Genomic DNA, 23,968 nt, shown 5'->3' with positions numbered 1-23,968 from the left:
ATTTATCTTCAGGAGATTGCATGAGAATAGCAGTTGCTAAAGAAATTGAAGTTTGTGAACGTCGTGTAGCATTAATTCCCGACACCGTGTCCAGATTAGTCAAACAAGGCTTAGAGGTTTTTGTAGAAACAGGTGCGGGAGAAAAAGCATTTTTCAGTGATTCTGACTATGAAGCAGCAGGAGCGACAGTTGTAGCTGATACTGCCAAATTATGGGGAGAAGCGGATATTTTGCTCAAAGTCAGCCCTCCCCAGGAAAGAGAAGATGGACGATCAGAGATTGAATTACTCAAGGCCGGATCTGTTTTAATTAGCTTCCTCAATCCTTTGGGTAATCCCGTAATAGCGCAACAATTGGCAAATCGGCAAATTACAGCTTTGAGTATGGAATTAATTCCCCGTACTACAAGGGCGCAAAGCATGGATGCTTTATCTTCCCAAGCTTCACTAGCGGGTTACAAAGCTGTATTAATTGCGGCTGCGGCCTTACCAAAATATTTCCCGATGTTAACCACTGCGGCGGGGACGATCGCACCAGCTAAAGTATTTATTATGGGAGCAGGTGTAGCGGGATTGCAAGCGATCGCAACTGCTAGAAGATTAGGCGCAGTCGTAGAAGCCTTTGATATTCGCCCAGCAGTTAAAGAAGAAGTACAAAGCTTAGGTGCGAAATTCGTCGAAGTCAAACTAGAAGAAGAAACCGTGGCTGCGGGTGGTTACGCCAAAGAAATTTCCGAAGATAGTAAAAAACGCACCCAAGAACTAGTCGCCGAACACGTCAAAAACTCTGATGTTGTCATTACCACCGCCCAAGTACCAGGAAGAAAAGCGCCACAACTTGTAACCCAAGAAATGGTAGCTCAGATGAAACCAGGTTCAGTCATAGTAGACTTAGCCGCAGAACAAGGTGGAAACTGCGCTTGTACAGAAGCAGGTAAAGACATTGTTTGGAACGGTGTTACCATCATTGGCCCCATTAATTTACCATCATCAATGCCAGTACACGCCAGCCAACTGTATGCAAAGAACGTCACATCTTTAATGCAACTGTTGATTAAAGACAAAGCCTTGCAAATCAACTTTGGTGACGACATCGTTGACGCAGCTTGTGTTACTCACGCGGGGGAAATTAGAAACCAACGGGTCAAGGACGCTTTGCAAGCAGTAGCGGTGTAATTAAACCCGGCGATTATAAATCACAGCTACACAGGCAAAGTCCACGCAGGTGGACTAATAACTCATCTTTGCGCCTACTCTGCGAGATCGCGAAGCGCGATTGCGCCTTTGCGTGAGACATAATTCTTCAACCTAAAATTCATCATGACAGAAGCATTACTTGCTGCCTTATTCGTACTTGTCTTAGCCTCCTTTATCGGCTTTGAAGTCATCAACAAAGTTCCCCCAACTTTACACACCCCCTTAATGTCCGGTTCAAACGCCATTTCCGGTATTTCTGTAATTGGCGCAATCCTCGCTGCTGGGGAGAGAAACACCAATTTATCAGTCATTCTCGGTTTAATTGCTGTAATTTTGGCAATGGTTAACGTTGTCGGTGGTTTTCTCGTTACAGACAGAATGCTGCAAATGTTCAAGAAAAAGGAAGTTAAAGCATGAGCGACTTTTTACCAACTGGGATTCAGCTGACGTACTTAGTCGCTGCATCATTATTTATTCTCGGTTTGAAAAAACTCGGTTCTCCAGCTACAGCCAGAAACGGTAATCTTGTCGCTGCGGTGGGAATGCTGTTAGCAGTTGTCGCTACAATGCTAGATCAGCAAGTCTTAAATTACGAGATGATATTGATAGGCTTGGCGATTGGTTCTATTATTGGTGCGATCGCAGCTTACAAAGTGCAAATGACTGATATGCCACAAATGGTGGGCTTACTCAACGGTTTGGGTGGTGCATCTTCCGCACTTATCGCTGTAGCAGAATTTTGGCGGTTATTAGGAAGTTCTCAACCTATCCCCCTCGATGTCAACATTTCCATGCTATTGGATGTGTTAATCGGTGGTGTTACCTTAACAGGTAGTTTTCTGGCTTTTGCGAAATTGCAAGGTTTAGTAAGTGGTACACCCATTACCTTTCCTTTGCAGCAACCATTTAACCTCTTGCTGTTGGGTTCATATCTAGCCGGAAGTGCATATTTAATCATCTCACCGGATAGTTTACCCATCTTTTTAGCAGTGGTGGCTGTTTCCTTGGTGTTGGGTGTCATGTTTGTACTGCCCATTGGTGGCGGTGATATGCCCGTGGTAATCTCCCTGTTAAACTCCCTTTCAGGTGTGGCTGCGGCTGCGGCTGGGTTTGTGGTGATGAACAATATGTTAATCATCGCCGGTGCTTTGGTGGGCGCTTCTGGTTTAATCCTTACCGAAATTATGTGTAAGGCTATGAACCGGTCATTATTCAGCGTTTTATTTAGTGCCTTTGGTTCAGTTTCCACTGCTACTGGTGGTGCTGCTGCTGGTGCAAGTAATCAAACAGTCCGCAGTATTGATCCCGAAGAAGGGGCGATGATGTTGGGTTATGCCCGTTCTGTGGTAATTGTCCCAGGATACGGTATGGCAGTTGCCCAAGCACAGCATAGCGTCCGTGAGTTGGCAGATCAACTAGAACGCATGGGTGTGGATGTGAAATATGCGATTCACCCTGTTGCGGGGAGAATGCCAGGACACATGAACGTATTATTGGCAGAAGCTAATGTGGCTTATACGCAGTTGTATGATATGGAGGATATTAATCCCCAGTTTGAACAAGCTGATGTGGCGTTAGTGATTGGTGCTAATGATGTGGTCAATCCAGCAGCGCGTAGTGATGTGAATAGTCCTATTTATGGGATGCCGATTTTGGAAGTTGATCGGGCAAAGCAAACTATTGTGATTAAGCGCGGTATGAGTGCCGGTTTTGCCGGTGTTGATAATGAGTTGTTTTATAAGGATAAGACAACGATGTTGTTTGGTAGTGCTAAGGATATGGTGGCTAAGTTGGTTTCAGAAGTGAAGCAACTGTAATAAACCACGAAGACACGAAGAACACGAAGAGAAGAAAAAGAAAAGAATGAAAAATTAACTTGCCTTTTGATTTGATAATTTCAAGGCAAGTTTTTTATTTAAGTAAAGAAGTAGTAGATTCGTTGGCATAATCAATTTGAGTTAGGCCAATAAGCTCCTATTTCATTACCATCTGGGTCTTTAACAGAAGCACTATAAGAATTATCTGCACTGAAGCCAGGTTTTTGAACTTCATTAGCTCCGTTTGCAATAGCAGTTGTAAAAAACGCACCTACGGCACTTTTATCCTTAGCTCGAAAACTAACCGAACTGCTAAAAATTTGGATATTTTCAGAAGAATAATTTGGAGATTCAATAATGGACAACCTTTTTAAATCTTCATCTAAACCGTATTCTACTTCACGTATACCTTGTGATTCAAGTTGATTACAGCGTGGAACTTCTAATGTTGCCATTACAATATCATAGAAAGCCAAGCTACGCTCAAAATTGGATACGGGAAAACTAGGATACAAGTTGGTAGTAATGCTCATTTTTTAGAAATTTTTGAACTCAATTTATATACATTTTAAAGGTAACATAAGTAAAAACCTCGGCTAGTCTTATATAATAAATATAATTTATGATTTTCCCTATGAAATTTAACATTATTTATATTCATCACATTGACGTGAATCAGGAACACCTCCATACATTTGTTTGGCTCTTTCTCGTCTATCTTGTTCCCAGCATTCTTGATACTTTTGATAGGAAGACTTTTCAAATTGCTGTGGATTCATCATTACATAAAGCACCCCAGAGATTATAATTGAAAGAAAAATTACCACTGTTAAGTTTAAGCTGAGGTCTTTAGCTTTCTCATCCTTTTTTATCTGCTCGGAATTTTTACCAGTTATTCTTTGAGTGATCATATCAGCTATAAATACAGAAAACATCATCAGTATTATAGTAACCCACCAATTCAGATAAAAAAAGTAAACAAAACATATCAAAGATAATAACATTAAGATGGTAGATAAACATCCAGGCTGCTTATTGTGATTCATTTTGGTTACTATTAGCTATTAATGCAAAGAATAAAATTGTATCGTCGATACTTATAAATTGATTTATTTATTATACCAAAAATCTTGCTTTAATTAAAGTATACTACTTAGGGCAAGCAATGTCCAAAACTTCTAAAGTGCGATCGCTCTCTCTTCTCCTCTTCCTTCGTGTTCTTCGTGTCTTCGTGGTTCGTTAAAAAAGGATATTGGGGGAAAATGAGCGATCCTTCCTCTGCGTTCTCTGCGTCTCTGCGGTTCGTTAAAAAAGAATATTTGGGAAGTTGGAGGGAGTGCGATAGCGCAAGCGCTGACTTGTCAGTTCGCTATTTGGGAGGTTGAAGAGATGCGATCGCTTTTGGGAAGTTGAGGGAGTGCGATCGCTCTTTTGTGTTGGTTAAAAGTGATGTTTGGGCGAAGATATGCGATTGCTATAACATTTAAGCAGTAGCAAATTCAGTATATTTCCTTTCTTCAGGAGGATGAAACGCTAAAACAATATCAAGATTAGAAATACCTAACTTCATTAATTCATTAGCTATTCCTTCTTCTGTCCAATCTTCTTCAATCCAAATTTTATCATTTTTAATTCTGATATTAACTTGGATATTATTTGTTCTTTTTTTGCCATCCCAACCCAAAAAACACCAAATATAGTGATAATTATTATCATCAAAAACTAAACAACTTTCATCAGTTAAATTTGCTGCACCAGAAACCCAATTATGATATTCTGTGAGAACTTGTTTAATTGCTACTTGATATTGTTCTAGTTTATCCATTGTAATATCTCCTCTTTTTCAACATTAACTACAATCATCAAAATTTGATTTAGTTCGACAATCTCTTTGATTGAATCTCTTATAAAAAAGTTTTGATATGTACTTTCTTTAATAGCCAAATAAATTATATATTCTGGTTCTGTGAGGTTAATTAAATTACGATATAAAATATATTGCCCTAAAGCTAGTTCAAAATCTCTCATGGGAGAAGGACTAAGAAAACTCTTGATTTCAACAACTATTTTTCGTCCATTTTGTTCTGCTGCAATCGGTTTTTCTGCGGATAAATCGGCAAATAATTCAGCATCTTTATATTTAATTTTATAAGGATCAGCCGTAATCGTCCAACCATCTTTAATTAAAGCGTTTTTAACAGCATCATGGTAAATATCTTTTGCTGGCATTGTTTTCTTGATAATATTGAGTAAATATGCATTAATCTTAATAGTACAATTATATCATATACTCAGGCGATAGCGAAGCGCTCCATAGGAATCGCTACTTGGGGAGTTGAGGGAGTGCGATAGCGTAAGCGCTGTTTCTTGGATGCCCAAAGGGCTTTTGTCAGTTCGTTGTTAGGAGGGTGAGGAGGTGCGATAGCGAAGCTGACCGTTCGCGTAGCGTTCCGCAGGAAAGGTATCGCTGTTTGGGAAGTGGAGGGGTGCGATCGCTGTTTGGGAGTTGAGGGAGTGCGATCGCTAACCTCTTCCTTTGCGTCTTTGCGGCTTTGCGTGAGGTAAAAAAAGATGTTGGGGGAAGTTGAGGGGGTGCGATAGCTTCGCTCGCCGCAGTCGCGCAAGCGCTTATCCTCTGTCTTCTCTGTGTCTCTGCGGTTCGTTAAAAAGAAACCTAACAAAATCTATAATAATGGAGGTAGAACCTCCAATACAGCATTCCCAGACTGGAGACTGGGAACGAGATCATCTTGTAAATATTTAAATCCTGATAGCGTTCATGTAGTGTCCCTGGAGCAAGCCATAAATCCTGATTTAGACAACTACTGGATATTGTTTCAACACCTGCTGTAAATACTGCCCAGTATAAGAACGAGGATTTTTGGCCACATCTTCCGGCGTTCCGGCGGCAATAATTTCTCCGCCTTTGTCTCCTCCTTCTGGACCCAAATCTATTACCCAGTCAGAACAACGAATTACATCTAAATTATGCTCAATTACTAAAATCGAATTTCCCTTATCCACTAATCTTTGTAAAACATCTAACAGTTTGTGGACATCATAAAAAGATAATCCTGTAGTTGGTTCATCTATTAAATAAAGAGTCTTCCCTGTCGCACGTCGAGATAATTCTGTGGCTAACTTGACTCGTTGCGCTTCCCCACCGGATAAAGTTGTGGCTGGTTGTCCTAACTGCACATAACCCAAACCGACATCTACTAAAGTTTGTAATCTTGTCACAGCTTTGGGAATATTTTGACAAAAATCTAAAGCTTCCTCAACTGTCATGTTGAGAACATCAGAAATTGATTTATCCTTATATTTAACTTGTAATGTTTCTCTGTTATATCTTGCACCTTTGCAAATTTCACATTGGACATAAACGTCAGGGAGAAAATTCATTTCAATCACGTTTACACCCTGTCCGCTACAAGCTTCACAACGTCCACCTTTGACGTTGAAAGAAAATTGTCCTGGTTTATAACCTCTGGTTTTGGCTTCGATGGTTTGGGAAAAGACATCACGAATGATATCGAAAACTCCTGTATATGTTGCGGGGTTAGAACGGGGAGTTCTCCCAATGGGTGATTGGTCGATAACGATCGCTTTATCAACGGAATTTAATCCCTTGATTTCATCCATATCCTTTGGTGCAGGAGCTTTTTTGAGTAAATGGTGTTGTAAGGCTGGATAAAGTAATTCGTTAATTAGGGTAGATTTTCCAGAACCTGAGACACCGGTGACTGAGACAAGTTTTCCTAAAGGAATTTCGACATCAATATTTTGTAAGTTGTTACGACTAGCATTTTTAATGGTTAAACTGCGTCCATTACCTTCTCTTCTTTTGGCTGGGGTGTTAATTACCCTTCTACCTGATAAATAAGCACCGGTTAAAGAATCTTCTGCTGTTAACAATGCCTCTAAATCACCTTGGGCAACTATATGACCACCGTGAATTCCTGCACCGGGACCAATATCAACTATATAGTTAGCCGCTCGAATGGTTTCTTCGTCATGTTCAACGACAATTAAGGTATTTCCTAAATCGCGTAATTTGGTTAAAGTTTTCAGTAATCTGCCGTTATCTCTTTGATGTAAACCAATGCTGGGTTCGTCTAAAACGTAAAGAACTCCTGTTAGTCCTGAACCGATTTGTGTGGCTAACCGAATGCGTTGAGCTTCACCACCTGATAAGGTCATGGCAGGACGATCTAAGGTGAGATAATCTAAACCAACATCTAATAAAAATTGCAATCTGGCTTTAATTTCTCTGAGAACTAAATCACCAATTTGGGTTTGTCTGTCGCTCAATTTTAAGTTTTCTATTCTTTCCCGACAATCTCGAATTGATACGCTGGTTAAATCTAAAATTCCAAATTGTCCCAACTTCACTGCTAAAGCTTCTGGTTTTAATCGCTTGCCACCGCAAACTTCACAAGGTTGATCAATTAAATATTCTTCCAATTTTTGCTTAACTAGTTCGGAACCGCCTTCATATTGGCGTTGCAAAATCGGAATTACGCCTTTAAAATTTGGTGCTTTTTGCTTCTCTGCGGTAGCCTCTGGTGAACTGTTGGCACGTTTAGGTTTTTCTTCCCCATACAAAACTATCTGTTGTTGTTCTGCGGTTAACTTACTCCACTGGGTCTGCAATTCAAATCCATAGGTCTGTCCCAGACTATAAAGTAACTCTAAATAATAGGAATTTTCTTTTTCTGACCAAGGGGCAATTGCCGCATACATGGGCGAATCTGGGTTCGGTATCACTAAGTCGGAGGAAAATCTTTTTAAAGTTCCGATACCGTGACAATGGGGACAAGCACCATAGGGTGAGTTAAAAGAAAACAAACGTGGTGATAATTCTTCCATTACTGCACCATGTTCTGGACAAGCAAAGTTTTCTGAAAACACCATTTCTAGTGATAATTCTTGTGCGGAAATATCTTGATTTTCTCCTGGGGTTGATATATACTTACTATCAGGTCGCTCCAGCGCTACCTTATCAGATGTGTCATCTAATACCTCAATTATAGCAATTCCGTTAGATTGCTTAAGGCAAGTAGAAAGAGAATCGACCAAACGCTCTTGAATACCGTCTTTTTTAACTAAGCGGTCAATAACCAGTTCTATTGTATGTGTAATATTTTTATCTAATTCAATGAAATCTGATAGCTCTCGCACCTCTCCATTTACCCTCACGCGTACAAATCCTTGCGCGGCTAAACCAGATAAAAGTTTGCGATGAGTTCCCTTTTTACCCCGGACGACAGGTGCAAGAATTTGGAAACGGGTACGATCGCTCAATTCCATAATCCGATCGCACATCTGGTCAATGGTTTGGGGGGCAATACAGCGATCGCAGATGGGACAATGGGGTTCACCAGCGCGACCATATAACAAGCGCAGATAATCGTAAATTTCCGTCACCGTCCCCACCGTCGAACGGGGGTTATGGGAAGTTGATTTTTGGTCAATAGAAATCGCCGGACTTAAACCTTCAATTGCTTCCACATCCGGTTTATCCAACTGACCCAAAAATTGCCGTGCATAGGCGCTGAGAGATTCCACATAACGCCGCTGCCCTTCCGCGAAAATGGTATCAAAAGCCAAAGAAGATTTACCCGAACCAGAAACGCCAGTAAAGACAATCAAGCGATCGCGCGGCAATACCAAATCAATATTTTTCAGATTATGCTGCCTAGCACCGCGAATGCGAATAGTATTCTGGCTGTTGTGGTGGTACGGAAGACTACCGTTTAAAGATGCTGCTAGGTTTTCTGACATATTGACAGCCTGAAGGAATGTTGCACAGTGAAACAGTTCTTCATAATACTATCTTTACTCAGGATATGCTAGAACTATACGTCTCAGATATTTTCTGAATTTGCTAGACAACATCAGTAGAACGACTTGAAAAACCGGGGTATGTAACCAGGACTTACGCAAAACATACCTAAAGTAGCTGCCATTAATGAATTACCCCTACGCCAGAATTAGGCTTTGAGTCACATCCTGCGTAAGTCCTAGAGACGTTGGGGATATTTTTAGGCAATTTATTTCTTCTTCAAGTACATTACTTTTTATATAAATTTAACCAACCCAGGGGAAGACGTTATTTAAATGACATTTTTTTAAAATTTAGGCATTTGTAAAATAGTCACAAGGATATTTGCCTAATGATGGAAATCAAGAGATTATTTCATCAAATGCATCGTCAACTTGCTCTGATCATCTTAACTAGTTTCATCTGGTTAATTAGCTTACCGATGCTTTCAGCGCAAGCGGCTGGTTATTTCTCGGAAAAAACCCACAAAGTAGAAATAACTCATCCATATTATTCCACTCAAGACCGTAGAGTAGCTGTAAATGAGCCTTTTCGACCTTTTTATTCAAATCAAAATCGGAGGAAAGAAAAAGTTTATACAACACCAGAGATTGGTGATGATTATATCGAAAGTGGGAAGCGAGCAGGTGAAGTAATTCCTAAAGATTTGGGAACAGGAAGTAGACAAAAAAATCCTATAAATATGCTCAAACGCGCTGGAGAAGAGTTGGGTAATGAACCCCAAAAACGCACTTTTGGTACTAGGGATTATGAACGTAGTGAAATTGAAAAAGAACTGATGCGGAATAAATCAGAAAGAGGTGATTTTGATTGATGATAAACCAGTGTCAATAAATACTAAAACTCCACCAGCTAGAAGTACGCCAAAATGTGCTTCTAGCATTTATTGATAAATTTTGTGCTGACGAAAATCTCAAAAGGCAAATCGTGGATGGGATTCTGGGATATCCTTAGATAGGATAGAGATTTGTCGAATAAAGTAGAATGAAGCTGGCAGCAAGAGTAAGTCAGGTGACACCCTCCATAACCTTAGCGATCGCAGCTAAAGCTAAGGCTATGAAAGCAGAGGGTATAGATGTTTGTAGTTTTAGCGCCGGAGAACCGGATTTTGACACCCCAGCGCATATCAAAGCCGCAGCAGCGAAAGCTTTGGATGAAGGGAAAACCAAATATGGCCCCGCAGCTGGAGAACCAAAGTTAAGGGAAGCGATCGCCCAAAATCTCAAAAATAATCACGGTTTTGATTATAAATCGGAAAATGTCATCGTCACTAATGGCGGTAAACATTCTCTGTATAACTTGATGATGGCGCTAATTGAAACTGGTGATGAGGTAATTATCCCTGCACCTTATTGGCTGAGTTATCCCGAAATGGTGATTTTGGCAGGTGGTAAACCTGTAATTGTACATACAGATGCTTCCACAGGTTACAAAATTACCCCGGAACAACTCAAAAACGCCATTACCCCAAAAACTAAGTTATTCATCCTCAACTCCCCATCTAACCCCACAGGGATGGTCTACACGCCAGCAGAAATTAAAGCTTTGGCGCAAGTAATAGTTGATGCAGACATCTTAGTTGTTTCTGACGAGATTTACGAAAAGATTCTCTACGACGGTGCAGAACATATCAGCATCGGTTCTCTAGGAAAAGAAATTTTTGCACGCACCTTGATTAGTAACGGGTTTGCGAAAGCTTACTCAATGACTGGGTGGAGACTAGGATATTTAGCTGGTCCGGTGGAAATTATTAAAGCTGCAAGTAGCATTCAAGGGCATAGTACATCAAATGTATGTACCTTTGCTCAATATGGTGCGATCGCAGCTTTGGAAGGTTCCCAAGACTGTGTAGAAGAAATGCGTCAAGCTTTCGCTAAACGTCGTCAGGTAATGCTAGATAGACTTAACGCCATTCCCGGCTTGAGTACCGCTAAACCAGATGGTGCTTTTTACCTATTCCCAGATATCAGTAAAACCGGTTTAAAGTCCCTGGAATTTTGCAACGCTTTATTAGAAGCACATCAAGTTGCAGTTATTCCCGGTGTAGCTTTTGGTGCTGATGACAACATTCGTCTTTCCTACGCTACTGATATGGCGACTATAGAAAAGGGAATGGATAGATTAGAGAAATTTGTGCGTTCTCGAATTTAATCATCAATTTGTCCATGATGAGACAAATAAGATCCCCCTAACACATCTGATTACAGAGAGTTAGGAGGATCAACGATTTTCAAGGAACTGGGTGTATACTTAAGACTCAGCATGGGCTAAACGCCCCGACCTTCTTGCTATGATTATCTCCACACATAGCGACCAGGAACCCGAACTCTCCGTCCACGTTGTTGCGTCCAATAAGGAGCAACCCAGACTCTACGTCTTGTTTGAACTTGTACAGGTCTACGGTTAACAACTCGACGTTGAATAACTTGTACAGGTCTACGATTGACAACTCGACGTTGAACAACCTGTACTTGTCTATATTGTGCTGATGCTGGTTCTGGTACAATAGTCATGCCTAAAGGTATAGCAAGCATGATACCAGTGATAGCAGTAATAATTTTTTTCATCAAAATTTTCCTATCAACAACTTATTTCAGGTTGTAAATCAAACCTTGTTATTGTTTGACTTGTCACACCAGCTATCCTATAAGTTTAATTTTGAATTTACTAGTTACCAAAGTCACTAAAGCAACCATGACTTTAGTCAGTATTAAAATATGAAAGAAGTCATGGGATAAAAGGGAACAGGGAAAAGAGGAGATAATTAGGAGTTGCTGAAAAAGTCTTTCCGTTAGGGTTAGGAGTCAGGAGTCAGGAGTCAGGAGTCAGGAGTCAGGAGTCAGGAGTCAGGGAGCAGAAGAGATAATTATGAATTACGAATTACGAATTACGAATTACGAATTACGAATTACGAATTACGAATTACGAATTAATCCCATTTGTTGTAATCCTTGACACAGACGTTGTGCTTCTTGGGGGTTGTGTTGCTCATGGAGAGCGATCGCATATTCAAAAGCTGCTAAACTATTTTCAACATCGCCAACTTTCAACAGCACTACCCCTAAATTTTGATAAGCTTCTGCATAATCAGGATTTAATTGTATAGCTTGGTCATAACAATCAATAGCCTCAGCGAATAAATTCATGGCTTTACATACCATCCCCAAATTATAATAACCAGTTATAAAACTAGAGTCAATTTTTATAGCCGTTTCATAAGCAATTTTCGCTCCTTGCAAATCTCCCGTAGCTTTGAGCAAATTTCCTAAATTGTTATATCCTCCCAACTTCAACAGAGGATAAATCGGCAATTTAACCGCAGCTTGGTAATGGTAAATAGCTTGAGGTAGATTTTTTAAATGTGTATAAGCAATTCCTAAATGATAATTTAATTCATACAAAATATCATAATTGGTTTCATTTATATTTTGATTAATAGAATTTTCAACTCTCTTTAATTGAGAATCGTTCAGCCAGTGCAAAGGTGTTTTCTTTGTAGAACTGCGTTTTCCCATTGCCTGATTTAACCCATGATTTAATAATTCCATACCCTCATTAATTTTACCCATTTCCACATACAAAGCTCCCAACTTACTACAAACATAAGCATCATGGGGATTAGCTGCAAAAAAATCCTCCATAGCTGCTGCGGCTTTCGCATATTTATTTTGTTGATTAATTACAGCTTTTTGATATCCAGCATGGAGAATAGCCACTTCTGGTAAATAGCCAATTTGCCAATAGGTTTCCTTAGTTAAAATTGACGTAATACTATCATCAACTAGCGCATGATAAGGGCGTTCAAAGCGAATATCTGGATGATTGCGAAAGAGTCGAGAAACCAAAGAATAAGGTGATTGAGTTGCACCAACTTCTTGACGGACAAGATTAATTAATAAATAATCTTCTATATTAATTGCTTCTTGCAAATAAGGCGCTATTTCTGGTGTCAGACTTTCATCAGCATCTAATACTAAAATCCAGTCTCCTGTCACATATTTTAAAGCTTCATTACGAGCGGCACTAAAGTCATTACACCATTGAAAATAATGTACTTTTGCGCCAAATTGTGCAGCTATTTGGGGTGTTTTATCAGTTGAACCTGTATCGAGAACTACAATTTCGTCTGCCACATTTTTGGCACTTTGCAAACATTTTGGTAGGTTATTTTCCTCATTTTTGACAATCATGCACAAACTGAGTTTCATAAATTAATCGTTTTTTCTTTAGTGATAACTTATGTACACTTTCTTGGCAAGGTAGTCTAAAAAAACGTCAACATCAAAGTCTTTCGTAAAAACACCGCTGTCATTCTAAGTGCAACATAGTGAAGCGCAAAATCTCCAGCTATAATTGCAAAGGTGAGTCCCAACATCAAATCCGTTTAGAGAGTCCGAATTAAATCAGCAAAACCATAAATACTGATACCCAGTAACAACAATGCTGTTAATTGCGTAATAAATCTTTGAGGCGAGGGTGGGTTAACGTGGGCTATGGTAGATATCCATTCCCGCACTAAAATAGAAATAGATGCACCGACGACGAAACTCAAGCCCAGCACTAGATAAGCCATATCTGGTACTATGGTTGTAATTCCTAGCATTGCGATCGCCAGAGAAAGCATCAATAATTCAATAAATCGCGGGGGATTATATTGACTAGATAAAATAACAGTGTTGATACAGATATTTAAAAATCTCATATATTATCTAAAGTAATTGTGCAGAATCAATTATGTAGTTAGGGGGGGGAACAGGTAAAAATTTTACCAATTACCCATTACCCATTACCCATTACCTAACCCCAGCTTTCATGCCTGTGCCGTTTTTCTGTGCTGAATCTTCTGGTAATTCCACACCAAAAACGCGACAAAACACTTTTTCAACTTTATAGCCAGTATCAATGGATTCCAAGGGGTCTTTCCGCAAACGGTGACGCAGACATAATGTAATTACCCGTCGAATATCATCAACTGTAACTTCTGTCCGTCCTTCAAATGAAGTTAAAGCCTTAGCAGCGCGGTTGGTAACAATGTCACCCCGCAAACCGTCTACATCCAATTCTGAACAAACTTCCGAAATTTTCACCCTCAAGTCATAGTCAAGGTTAACTTTTGGTAATAATTCCTGAGCATTGACAATTTGCTGTTGTAATGCTTCCTGGGGAGTTTTGTGTTGTTCTAAATATACAGCAGGATTTTGGTCAAATTCTCCCCGTTCTTCCACGATTTGTACCCGCAAAGCCGGCTCTTTCACCGTGTGAATTTCCGCGTGCATTCCAAAACGGTCGAGTAACTGAGGACGCAATTCCCCTTCTTCTGGGTTTCCCGAACCAACCAGAACAAACCGCGCTGGGTGACGGATAGAAATACCTTCCCGTTCCACAGTGTTCCAACCACTAGCAGCAGAATCGAGGAGTACATCTACCAAGTGGTCATCTAATAAGTTGACTTCATCAACATAAAGAATCCCTCTGTTAGCTTTGGCCAGTAGCCCTGGTTCAAAAGCTTTCACACCTTCAGATAAAGCTTTTTCAATGTCGATAGTACCGCAAACCCGATCTTCTGTTGCGCCTAATGGTAAATCTACCATTTGCACCTTTTTGTGATCTATGGGAATTTCCCTCCCTTCTGCTAGTAATTGACGGACTTCATCACTCATCAAATCCGGGTCATTGGGGTCACTATTGAAGGGGTCATTGGCGACTACGGGGATTTCTGGCAGCAGGTCTGCCAAAGCACGGATAGTTGTAGATTTTCCGGTGCCGCGATCGCCCATAATCATTACACCACCAATTTTGGGATCAATCACATTTAACAACAACGCCAGTTTCATTTCTTCCTGGCCGACAATTGCTGTAAATGGAAAGACCGCGCGACGCGCACTTACTGTAGTTTGAGCAGTTGAAGTCACTAAATTACCTTAACAATACTTTTGTTATTACAATTCTTTATTTTGCCACATCTGGGGAGGCTAAGGGGCAGGGAAGCAGAGTAGCAAAATAATTAATCAGTACCTTAAACCTCAGATTCTATTTTGCTCATGTAGCTTTTATCGTTGACATCCTCCCCACCTTACATTGTTGTTCGCGTAGCGTCTCGCAGAGAAGGTGGAGATTCCAAAGATTACTCTTTGGGTTTCCTCTTTCCACGACCCGACTTACTTGGAGGAGTTTCCCCACCCAGGCAGAGGTCGATGTCTCCAGAGGCGTGAGTTCCGACGTGACCCGCCGTACTTAGACCTTTTTCTAAAATGTTCCGTGCTGCATTCCAATCCCGGTCTTGGATATGTCCACAATGAGGACAGATATGAGTTCTAGTGCTAAGAGTCTTTTTGACAACCTCACCGCAGTTAGAGCAATTTTGGCTAGTGAAGTGAGGCGGGACTGCAACTGTCACCACACCAAAAACTTTACCAAAATACTCAACCCATTCACGAAACAGTGACCAGGAAACATCACTAATCGACTTAGCCAAGCGATGATTCTTAACCATATTCCGCACCATCAAATCTTCATACGCCACAAGGTCGTTAGACCTCACCACGCACCTTGCTGTCTTCACAGCAAAGTCTTTACGCTGGCGACTTACTTTGAGGTGTTTACGTGCAAGTTTGTTTCTAAACTTAATTCGGTTTTGAGAACCTTTTTTAGTCTTAGACATCCGACGCTGCAAACGTCTCAAGGATTTCTCTGATTTACGAAGATGTCTAGGATTAGCAACTGTTTCCCCATTGCTATCGGTGTAAAAGTGGTTCAATCCCACATCAATACCAATAGTTTTACCTGTTGGTTCTCGCTTCTCAACTCGTTCATGGTCAATGCAAAATTGGCAATAATAACCATCTGCACGACGTACAACCCGCACCCTCTTAAACTGTTTAAGTTGATAAAAATGCAAGTCACGGGTTCCCCACAGCTTAAAGGTTCCTGCTCTAAAACCATCTGAAAAAGTGATATACCTGCGGTCATCAGAAAGTCTCCATCCAGAGGTTTTGTATTCTACAGAACCGTGAGTCTGTTCTTTCTTAAACTTTGGAAATCCTTTTTTCCCAGGCTTATTTTTCTTGCAGTTATCAAAAAAACGAGCAATTGCAGACCATGCTCTTTCTGCACTAGCTTCCCGTACTGCTCGTTCGTCCCTGACAGTTTTGCTTCAAATACCAGCATCTTTATGCTCAATTAAACGGCGTAATCATAACACAGAAATTGTTAAAATCTCCACCTTTCATCCCCTCCCTACTTCGTTGAGGAAGGGGCATTCGGTGGCTTATGGTAAACTCATATATTGCATATAGACAACATTTACCCTCATGACTGGAGAGCGAAACCTTGGGCATAGAACTACGCAGTTTTGTATTTCTAGACAATCTGCAACCTCAACACGCCGCATATATGGGAACAGTAGCCCAAGGATTCTTGCCATTACCAGGGGATACATCCCTGTGGATTGAAATTTCACCGGGTATCGAAATCAATAAAATTACAGATGTTGCCCTTAAATCGGCTTCTGTCCGTCCAGGAGTACAGGTAGTAGAGAGATTGTATGGACTCTTAGAAATTCATTCTGGTTCTCAAGGGGAAACACGAGCCGCAGGCCAAGCTATTTTAGCAATGCTGAGGGTCAAAAAAGAAGACTGTCTCAAACCCCGTGTAGTTTCTAGCCAGATTATTCGCAATATTGATGCTTACCAAACCCAACTGATTAACCGCACACGCAGAGGACAACTGCTACTCGCAGGACAAACCCTGTATGTCTTAGAAGTTGAACCAGCTGCTTACGCTGCACTAGCTGCCAATGAAGCAGAGAAAGCAGCAGCAATTAACATTTTAGAGGTACAAGCCGTAGGTAGCTTTGGCCGGCTTTATTTAGGTGGACATGAACGAGATATCTTAGCCGGTGCAGCAGGAGCTTTAACAGCGATCGAAAATGTACCTGGTCGTACACCCCAGAGTCAGCGTCAGGAATAAAGGAGCAAAAATGGCAAATCAAAAGCATTTAGCCTTACTTCAAGCAGGTGCAATTACCTGGATAGAATGGAGAAAGCAAAATCCCCAAATTGAAATAGACCTCAGCACCGCTAATCTGCAAGGAGAAAACCTCCGGGGTGCAAATCTCCAAGGAGTTAATTTAACCAAAGTAGATTTAAGTCACGCTTTACTAGTGCGAACAAATTTGATGTTTGCGAATTTAACCGGTGCTAACCTTTCTCAAGCCAAGCTAATTGAAGCTAACTTGAGTCAAGCTAACTTGAGTATTGCTAATTTCAGCGGTGCAGACCTCACACAGGCCGATTTAAGTCAGGTAAATTTAATCGGTGCTGATTTGAGTGATGCCAATCTTAGAGGTGCTGTGATTACAGATGCTAATTTGATTGGTACTAATTTTAGCAACGCTATATTAAATGATGCAGATTTAGCAGCAGCCAAACTCATCCGTAGTAACCTAAGTTTTGCTAACTTAATTGGTGCTAATTTAATTGCTGCTGACCTGAGTGAAGCGAATTTGTATGACGCAGAAGTAATGACAGCTTACCTTTACAAAGCGAATTTGTCTAAAGCTAATTTAACTAGAGTGCATTTGGGGAGTTCATACTTATTCAAAGCTAATTTGAGTGAGGCTAATTTGACGAATGCTGATTTAAGTTGGACTAATTTAAGATATGCAAATTTAGCAGGTGCAAATCTTCAGCGTGCTAACCTCAGAGGTGCAAATCTCCAGGGTGCTAACCTTAAGGGTGCGAATTTACAAGATACAATTATGCCTGATTCATCAAGGAACCACAGCTAGAACACCGTACAAAAACGATGAAACTATTTTACTCATAAATCACAAATCCATGTGCTGGAACCGCTATCCAAACAGACTTACCATTCTTAGTTTCTACAGGTACGTGTTCACCTAACTGTTCTGGATCAGTAGAATATATACACTTGAGGATATCACCTTTGTTGTGCAAATCATTATCAATAGTTACCCAGGCTGTTTGCATCTGGGTGTAGTCAGTATTAATCGCCAAAAGCATCTCTTTCTCACTGAGAATACGAGACCAGGGGATAACAGCGCGGATTTGATTTCCAATCATTTCTGGTAATCCAAAGTTTTGTCCATCTCCAGAAATTTGGCGTAAGTATTGGCGACCTCGACGTAAAACTTTTTTCTCACGGCGAATTTGCAAAATATTTGCTAACTCCTGATAAACCCAATTATCCTCATTAAAAAAATGTACTCCTCTACTTCTAAACGCTCCAAATTTACCACCAAACATGGCTTCCCGCAAATAACGGTCATTATTGCCACTGCCATCAAAGCATTGTTCAGTACCATAGTAAATACAAGGAATTCCCAAAGTCATTGCATTTAGTGCTAAAGCATTAAATAAGACTTTTTCACTATATAGATCAGCACAAAATCGGGCTTTATTTTCGCCTTTACGAACTTGATCATGGTCGTCAAACATCGTGACAACCTTATCTCTAAACCAGATATGAGATTCTTTATTAACAAGTTCGGAATTACGAAATAGACTAAAATAGTCTTTGGGATTGCGATATCCTTTAATCATATATTCCAGCTTATCAGGAATATCATCTATTCCTAAAGCTGCATTTAAACCAGTTTCTTCCAAAGTAATAAATGCCCTTTTTCGTCCTCCAGTAATTTCACCAACTAAAAAGAAATTTTCCTTGCCAATACTTTGTGTAAACTCATGGATAACTGAAGTAAAAAAGCGAGTAGCACCTATTTCCATATGTTTAACAGTATCAATACGTAATCCATCAATATCTGCATAAGCTATCCAAAACTTATAGGCTTGACATAGATATTTAAGTGCAGCAGAAGGACTATAATTATCAAGGTTTCCCTGACCGTGATTAACATCTTTTAAATCAGAAAAATCTCCCTCTAAATACTCTGGGTCGTAATCCCAATTATTTATCTTTCCTTTCTGGGTATAGAAAGACGGGTCTTGTAATTCAACTGGCCAAACGGCTGCATTTTTATCTGGCCAAGTTGATGGATTGTTGGGGTCAGTTTTTTGAAAAGGTATAGTAGGAAAACCAAATTGATCATTAAATCCCTGAACTGGATAAAGATTTCCATCCCAACGGGGATCAAAATTACCATCTTTATCTTTGTAGTTGGGCTGACGGTTGGGGTCATAACTAAAAATATTACCAGTATGATTTAAGATAATATCTAAAATTACATAAATCCCATTGGCATGAGCAGTTTTAACTAACTCTTGCAAATCTTCCCGTGTTCCGAAATGAGGGTCAATCTCAAGAAAATTTTGGATGCCATAGCCATGGTAGGTTTCTTGAAAGTTTACCTGTTTGAAAATTGGGCTAATCCATATGCTTGTTACACCCAAGCGTTTTAAATAACCTATTTTACTTTTTAAACCCCGGAGATTGCCTCCCACAAATTTGACCCCAGCTTCACGCCAACGTTCAGCATTATCAGGAGTTGCAATTGCATTTCCTGTGTCTTGGTTTGTAAACATTGGAGTTGTATGAGTGCTATTAGCGGGAACTCTATTTCCATCAATATCCTTATATCCAATTTCTTTGTCATCGGAAAATCGATCTAGCATTATAAAGTAGAATACCTGATCTTCCCAAGCAATCGGAGATGGGTAAAAACCAGAATCAGGAAAAAATGTCTCTAGATTCAATTTAGATAATTGCTTCTCAACCATTGTGAAATCCTTCAAGTTAACTAATATTAATGAGTTGGAATAACAGGAAAACTTAAATGGCAAAATTAACGATTATATTGCCAATAAGGAAAGATAGTTATGTTTTGCGGACTGGGCAGATATCGTTGGAGAAGAATCGCTGATGAGGTAGTAGTAAACACAATTTGTTTATGAATATAGCGGTTCTCGGTTGAGTGAGATACAGGAACCCCATTCCCAACCCCCGCAAGCGATGAGGGGGCTATGGTGTATTTCATTCAAATGCATACTGCTATAGGTTGATAAATACGAAGATTTATTGATTGCTCTTGTATAAAGCCGATATATTTTCTTGATGAGGGGCTATTATTTGTCTTGTTTATAACCTCAATTAAATAACTTAGGTCTCAGGTTAACAAGAAAACTCAAAACAGAGATCCTACTTTAGAGAGTGTTTAGATGATACTTAAAAGGTTAAGGAGAGTAGTAATGATATCACAGTAATAATTTATACCCTTAACCAGCCCTGATGAGAGAATATCTGAGAAGTCGCAAAGTATACTAGAAACCTCTCTCCATAGACAAGTACATCTTCCCCACAGGGATATTCCCCTTTGATTCTGATAAAATTACTCGGTAAGCATAAAATTCAGCGGCTTTAGCCCTGAGATTGGCAAAATCTAAATTTTCTCAAGAATAGTAGAACAGAACTCATCACAGCTAACGCCCAACTCGTACAATAGAAGATAGATTGTTGAGAATTGTATAGTTAGGGATTATAGCTGTCATGGCTCCCGCCGTTTTAATTGAAAATCTACAAAAACGCTACGGTACTGTTGAGGCTGTCAAAGATGTCTCTTTTCAGGTACAACCTGGGGAAATCTTTGGTTTACTTGGCCCTAATGGTGCAGGGAAAACTACTACTCTCCGGGCTTTGTGTACGCTGACAACCCCTGATGCTGGCAAAATCGAGGTTTCGGGAATTTCGGCGTTAGAACACCCCAAATTAGTACGGCAAAAGCTGGGTTATGTAGCTCAGGAAGTAGCTTTAGATAAGATGCTGACGGGTAAGGAGTTGCTACAATTGCAAGCGGCACTTTATCACATTCCTCGTGCGGTTATCAAACAGCGGATTAACACTGTATTAGATTTACTGGGTTTACAAGAATACGCAGATAAAAAAACCGGAACCTATTCTGGTGGTTTACGCAAACGCCTAGATTTGGCTGCTGGTCTACTTCATTCTCCAGATGTGTTGGTGTTGGATGAACCAACGGTTGGGCTTGATATTGAGAGTCGTTTTGTGGTATGGGAATTTCTGCGGAAATTACGCGCTGCGGGGACAACGGTTGTGATTACCAGCCATTATTTAGAAGAAGTTGATGCTTTAGCTGATAGGGTAGCAATCATAGATCGCGGTCTAGTTATTGCTAATGGTACACCTTCGCAGTTAAAAGACCAAGTTGGGGGCGATCGCATTACTCTCCGTATTCGCGAATTTTCACCCAGCGAAGAAGCAGACAAAGCTAAAAATCTGCTGGAGGCTTTACCCTTTGTCCAAGAAATCATCATCAATAACGCCCAAGGTAACTCCTTAAATTTGGTAGTTACACCCCAAAATGATGCTTTAATTACTATTCAGCAAGCCTTAAATAATGTCGGTTTACCGATTTTTGGTATTGCTCAATCTCGTCCTAGTTTAGATGATGTTTACCTGGCTGCAACTGGCAAAACTTTGATGGATGCGGAATTAGCTGCTGTTGCTAACCGTGATCCTAAAGCGGAGAAAAAGCAAAATATGAGATAGGTTTATTGGGAATTAGGAATTGAGAGATGGAAAGAAGATTTTTTTCTCCTAATTCCTAAATCCTCACCATTTTAGTGAAATCAACTTCCAAACCTAGCTAATAATTCCTCACGAGAAACATTCGACAAATTAAGCAGTAAGTCAGTTCTTTCTGTTAAAGAAAGCTCCATAATTGGAGTAACAATAGTAGATAATTCCTCATCTAAAGCGCCAAAACGACCTGTTAGTAAACCCACTACTATTAAACGCTGTCCGTCTAAACTACCTTCCTGTCTACCTTCTTGTCGCCATTCTTCCCGTTGTTTAAGATACGCTGGTGATAAGTTCATAATTAATTCTCTCTCTTCATCATTTACATTATCTTTCACCTCTATATTTTTGCGCCAAGACGCTAAAATCTCTAGTAGGTGATCCCATTTTTCAGTATCTTCTGATAGTTTAACCAATTCTTCTACAGCTTGCTTTTGGGTTTTTCCTTTTCCCAACACTCTTAACCATAGAGTATCTTGACTAATCGGTAACTGATTGATAGCGACAATAGCTGTTTTTAAGAATTCTGGCAGAAAATAAACACCTTCACACCAATTAAGTGACTGTTGCAGTTGTGCGCTAAATCCATTCAGCATTCTTACAGAACATGAAGGGGTTAAAATCCATAAATATGGTAATTGTCCTTCAGCTATAGACCGTTTTTCCCGTTTAGCTTGTCGCAATAAATCGCTATGAACGGTATATAATTTTAGCAAACAACTCCTAATCTCTATTTCACTTGGAGCATTACGAAACGGTTCAAATAGACAGCTTGTGACTGCCATTTTTGCTAATAATCCTAATTCTAACTCATCAGACGGATTTGAATTATTGGGAACAAACCAAACATCTATTTCCCGAACTTCGCTTTTAACATCTTTGCTGGTTTCTACATTACCTAAAGAAGTTAATAACTCCTGTAAATATTCTTTGGCAAATTGATCATGTGGCTGTCGAGTCATAAAACTTTAACTGTTGATTACTCTATCAGAGAGTTTATAGAAACACAAAAAACAATAATTGATCTAGGTGATGGATTTGTGAACAGTCTATCAATGATTTTTTGTTATAATAAGGTGTTAAGAATTATAAATATTCTTTGCTTATTAAAAATTGCAAAAATATTTATAATTTTTACTGATTAATTTTATCACTGTGTATTTGCACTTTGGACAAAATTGCTATGAAGACTGATATGAATTGGCAGCAATTAGCTGCACCTACGGTAGTTACAGAGACTACTCCCAGTTTTTTTGGTGAATTAGTCCAAGAAACACTAGCTTTAACTCGTCGTCTATTTATCCAATTACAACGCCGTCCTTCTAGTCTGGTAGCAGGAATTATTCAACCGGTGATGTGGTTGGTGTTGTTTGGTGCATTATTCCAAAATGCCCCTAAAGGTTTATTTGGAAGTACGACAAATTACGGACAATTCCTGGCAGCGGGCGTAATTGTTTTTACGGCTTTTGCTGGGGCTTTGAATGCCGGATTACCTGTGATGTTTGATAGGGAATTTGGTTTTTTAAATCGGTTGCTGGTTGCACCTTTAGCTTCTCGGTTCTCGATTGTCTTTGCTTCTGCTATCTTTATTATCAGCCAAAGTTTACTGCAAGCGGCTGTAATTGTGGCAGCAGCAGCGTTTTTAGGGGCTGGTTTACCGGATGCGGCTGGGTTAAGTGCGATCGCTCTCATTGTCTTACTTCTAGCTTTGGGTGTCACCGCTATCTCTCTCGGTTTGGCTTTTGCTTTACCCGGTCACATTGAACTGATCGCAGTAATTTTTGTCACTAACCTGCCTTTACTCTTCGCCAGCACAGCTTTAGCACCTTTATCCTTTATGCCCGGTTGGTTGCAGGTTATCGCTACCCTCAATCCTCTCAGCTATGCAATTGAACCAATTCGCTATTTGTATCTTCATAGCACCTGGGGATTAAATGATATCGTCATGCACGCTTTTTGGGGTGATGTTACCTTTGGAGGAGCATTGTTAGTCCTGGTAGGTTTTGCATTGGTGGCTTTACTCAGCATTCAACCCCAATTACGCAAAACTCTTGCTTAAGATAGAAGCATCATTAACTCAGTCACATGTGAGGGGAAATTTCATGAAAAGACCATTTTTACCAGTTCACAAAATCTTAGTTGCGACTTTTGCAGGAATTAGCTTTGCTTCCCTGCTAGTAGCACAACCTAGTTTAGCTGATCTTAATCAACCCCTTGGTGGTTTGGAGAGCGAACGCAATACCAATTTCTCCGGTAATGGCTCAGATTTCAATATGTTTAACCTGATTCATCAGGCCAATTTTGGGACTCTCAACTGGAATCCTGATCAACAGAATCAAAAGTTGGATGACGCAGCAGCAGCATTTAAAGCCAGACAAGAAAAACTAATTCAAGGTCAGCAAAAGCAAAATCCATCTTCAACTTTGACTACATCTGGAGAAAATACACCATCGCAGCTATTATTACCGTCAGATAAATGAAAATTAAAAACCTCAACCCCTAACCTTGATTTAGGTGGGAGTTGAGGTTAAATAATTTTGGATTTTGGATTTGTTAAAATTGAAAATCTAAAATTTCGGTCAGTTAGCTAATTG

Annotated in this window: 22 protein-coding genes and 1 pseudogene; 10 read left to right on the top strand and 13 right to left on the bottom strand. The window is 40.0% G+C overall.

Translation table 11 applies throughout. The features are described from left to right. Positions 1 to 20 precede the first annotated feature (20 nt). The 3 genes from ACSQ6I_RS10065 (at position 21) to ACSQ6I_RS10055 (ending at position 3,013) form a co-directional block, all read left to right on the top strand. Positions 21 to 1,175, top strand: coding sequence for a Re/Si-specific NAD(P)(+) transhydrogenase subunit alpha (locus ACSQ6I_RS10065; protein ID WP_438890201.1), 1,155 nt, complete (start codon positions 21 to 23; stop codon positions 1,173 to 1,175). 144 nt (positions 1,176 to 1,319) lie between these two features. Beyond that, the gene (locus ACSQ6I_RS10060) at positions 1,320 to 1,613 is read left to right on the top strand and encodes an NAD(P) transhydrogenase subunit alpha (RefSeq protein ID WP_015214883.1); all 294 of its coding nucleotides are present in this window, start codon (positions 1,320 to 1,322) and stop codon (positions 1,611 to 1,613) included. Next, entirely contained in the window at positions 1,610 to 3,013 is a 1,404-nt protein-coding gene (locus tag ACSQ6I_RS10055; RefSeq protein ID WP_438890200.1) for an NAD(P)(+) transhydrogenase (Re/Si-specific) subunit beta, read from the top strand. The genes ACSQ6I_RS10060 and ACSQ6I_RS10055 overlap by 4 nt, the downstream gene beginning before the upstream one ends. 131 nt (positions 3,014 to 3,144) lie before the next feature. Here the strand turns inward: ACSQ6I_RS10055 and ACSQ6I_RS10050 are convergent, their stop codons facing one another. The 6 genes from ACSQ6I_RS10050 to uvrA form a co-directional block, all read right to left on the bottom strand. Then, complete coding sequence (locus ACSQ6I_RS10050) at positions 3,145 to 3,546, bottom strand: hypothetical protein (RefSeq protein ID WP_438890199.1); 402 nt, start codon at positions 3,544 to 3,546, stop codon at positions 3,145 to 3,147. A 114-nt stretch (positions 3,547 to 3,660) separates the two neighbouring features. Next, the gene (locus ACSQ6I_RS10045; RefSeq protein WP_438890198.1) at positions 3,661 to 3,951 is read right to left on the bottom strand and encodes a hypothetical protein; all 291 of its coding nucleotides are present in this window, start codon (positions 3,949 to 3,951) and stop codon (positions 3,661 to 3,663) included. 545 nt (positions 3,952 to 4,496) lie between these two features. Beyond that, a complete protein-coding gene (locus tag ACSQ6I_RS10040; RefSeq protein WP_438890197.1) occupies positions 4,497 to 4,838 on the bottom strand; it encodes a XisI protein in 342 nt (113 codons plus the stop codon). Beyond that, a complete protein-coding gene (locus ACSQ6I_RS10035; protein ID WP_438890196.1) occupies positions 4,826 to 5,242 on the bottom strand; it encodes a XisH family protein in 417 nt (138 codons plus the stop codon). Before ACSQ6I_RS10035 ends, ACSQ6I_RS10040 begins: the two co-directional genes overlap by 13 nt. Positions 5,243 to 5,304: 62 nt before the next feature. Further along, entirely contained in the window at positions 5,305 to 5,637 is a 333-nt protein-coding gene (locus ACSQ6I_RS10030) for a hypothetical protein (protein ID WP_438890195.1), read from the bottom strand. 190 nt (positions 5,638 to 5,827) lie between these two features. Further along, positions 5,828 to 8,797 (bottom strand): excinuclease ABC subunit UvrA, encoded by a 2,970-nt coding sequence (gene uvrA / locus ACSQ6I_RS10025; RefSeq protein WP_438890194.1) that lies wholly within the window; start codon positions 8,795 to 8,797, stop codon positions 5,828 to 5,830. A gap of 392 nt (positions 8,798 to 9,189) precedes the next feature. Here uvrA and ACSQ6I_RS10020 point away from each other — a divergent pair, with 392 nt between their 5' ends. Together ACSQ6I_RS10020 and ACSQ6I_RS10015 are read left to right on the top strand one after the other, a co-directional pair. After that, positions 9,190 to 9,672, top strand: a complete 483-nt coding sequence (locus tag ACSQ6I_RS10020) for a hypothetical protein (protein WP_438890193.1) — start codon at positions 9,190 to 9,192, stop codon at positions 9,670 to 9,672. A gap of 170 nt (positions 9,673 to 9,842) precedes the next feature. Then, on the top strand, positions 9,843 to 11,009 hold the full coding sequence (locus tag ACSQ6I_RS10015; protein WP_438890192.1) for a pyridoxal phosphate-dependent aminotransferase: 1,167 nt from the start codon (positions 9,843 to 9,845) through the stop codon (positions 11,007 to 11,009). Between the two features lie 143 nt (positions 11,010 to 11,152). On the opposite strand, the gene ACSQ6I_RS10010 is transcribed toward ACSQ6I_RS10015, so the two are convergent. The 5 genes and pseudogenes from ACSQ6I_RS10010 to ACSQ6I_RS09990 form a co-directional block, all read right to left on the bottom strand. After that, entirely contained in the window at positions 11,153 to 11,425 is a 273-nt protein-coding gene (locus ACSQ6I_RS10010) for a hypothetical protein (RefSeq protein ID WP_438890191.1), read from the bottom strand. Positions 11,426 to 11,773: 348 nt separating this feature from the next. After that, complete coding sequence (locus tag ACSQ6I_RS10005) at positions 11,774 to 13,066, bottom strand: glycosyltransferase (RefSeq protein WP_438890190.1); 1,293 nt, start codon at positions 13,064 to 13,066, stop codon at positions 11,774 to 11,776. A 176-nt stretch (positions 13,067 to 13,242) separates the two neighbouring features. Continuing rightward, complete coding sequence (locus ACSQ6I_RS10000) at positions 13,243 to 13,560, bottom strand: hypothetical protein (protein ID WP_438890189.1); 318 nt, start codon at positions 13,558 to 13,560, stop codon at positions 13,243 to 13,245. A 91-nt stretch (positions 13,561 to 13,651) separates the two neighbouring features. Continuing rightward, positions 13,652 to 14,770, bottom strand: coding sequence for a magnesium chelatase ATPase subunit I (bchI, locus tag ACSQ6I_RS09995; protein ID WP_438890188.1), 1,119 nt, complete (start codon positions 14,768 to 14,770; stop codon positions 13,652 to 13,654). Positions 14,771 to 14,982: 212 nt separating this feature from the next. After that, a pseudogene (locus ACSQ6I_RS09990) lies at positions 14,983 to 15,981 on the bottom strand (RNA-guided endonuclease InsQ/TnpB family protein); the annotation flags it as partial. Positions 15,982 to 16,187: 206 nt separating this feature from the next. Between ACSQ6I_RS09990 and ACSQ6I_RS09985 the strand changes: the two are divergent. Then, on the top strand, positions 16,188 to 16,826 hold the full coding sequence (locus ACSQ6I_RS09985; protein ID WP_438890187.1) for a hypothetical protein: 639 nt from the start codon (positions 16,188 to 16,190) through the stop codon (positions 16,824 to 16,826). Between the two features lie 10 nt (positions 16,827 to 16,836). Beyond that, on the top strand, positions 16,837 to 17,646 hold the full coding sequence (locus ACSQ6I_RS09980; RefSeq protein ID WP_438890186.1) for a pentapeptide repeat-containing protein: 810 nt from the start codon (positions 16,837 to 16,839) through the stop codon (positions 17,644 to 17,646). Positions 17,647 to 17,674: 28 nt separating this feature from the next. Here ACSQ6I_RS09980 and ACSQ6I_RS09975 read toward each other — a convergent pair whose 3' ends face one another. Further along, positions 17,675 to 19,558 carry an alpha-amylase family glycosyl hydrolase gene (locus ACSQ6I_RS09975; RefSeq protein ID WP_438890185.1) on the bottom strand — a complete coding sequence of 628 codons (1,884 nt, stop codon included), beginning with the start codon at positions 19,556 to 19,558 and terminating at the stop codon, positions 17,675 to 17,677. Between the two features lie 766 nt (positions 19,559 to 20,324). Between ACSQ6I_RS09975 and ACSQ6I_RS09970 the strand changes: the two genes are divergently transcribed. Next, a complete protein-coding gene (locus ACSQ6I_RS09970; protein ID WP_438890184.1) occupies positions 20,325 to 21,344 on the top strand; it encodes an ATP-binding cassette domain-containing protein in 1,020 nt (339 codons plus the stop codon). 80 nt (positions 21,345 to 21,424) lie between these two features. On the opposite strand, the gene ACSQ6I_RS09965 is transcribed toward ACSQ6I_RS09970, so the two are convergent. Then, positions 21,425 to 22,336 carry a hypothetical protein gene (locus tag ACSQ6I_RS09965; RefSeq protein ID WP_438890183.1) on the bottom strand — a complete coding sequence of 304 codons (912 nt, stop codon included), beginning with the start codon at positions 22,334 to 22,336 and terminating at the stop codon, positions 21,425 to 21,427. Between the two features lie 221 nt (positions 22,337 to 22,557). On the opposite strand from ACSQ6I_RS09965, the gene ACSQ6I_RS09960 reads away from it, so the two are divergent. Both ACSQ6I_RS09960 and ACSQ6I_RS09955 read left to right on the top strand, forming a co-directional pair. Beyond that, complete coding sequence (locus ACSQ6I_RS09960; RefSeq protein WP_438890182.1) at positions 22,558 to 23,433, top strand: ABC transporter permease; 876 nt, start codon at positions 22,558 to 22,560, stop codon at positions 23,431 to 23,433. Positions 23,434 to 23,476: 43 nt separating this feature from the next. Beyond that, complete coding sequence (locus ACSQ6I_RS09955) at positions 23,477 to 23,854, top strand: hypothetical protein (protein WP_438890181.1); 378 nt, start codon at positions 23,477 to 23,479, stop codon at positions 23,852 to 23,854. Positions 23,855 to 23,968 lie beyond the last annotated feature (114 nt).

This window comes from Anabaena sp. WFMT (assembly GCF_051781005.1).
In the GTDB taxonomy this organism is placed as follows: domain Bacteria; phylum Cyanobacteriota; class Cyanobacteriia; order Cyanobacteriales; family Nostocaceae; genus Anabaena.
The sequence above is the reverse complement of the archived record's forward strand: the minus strand, read 5'-3'. Positions and strand labels throughout refer to the sequence as shown.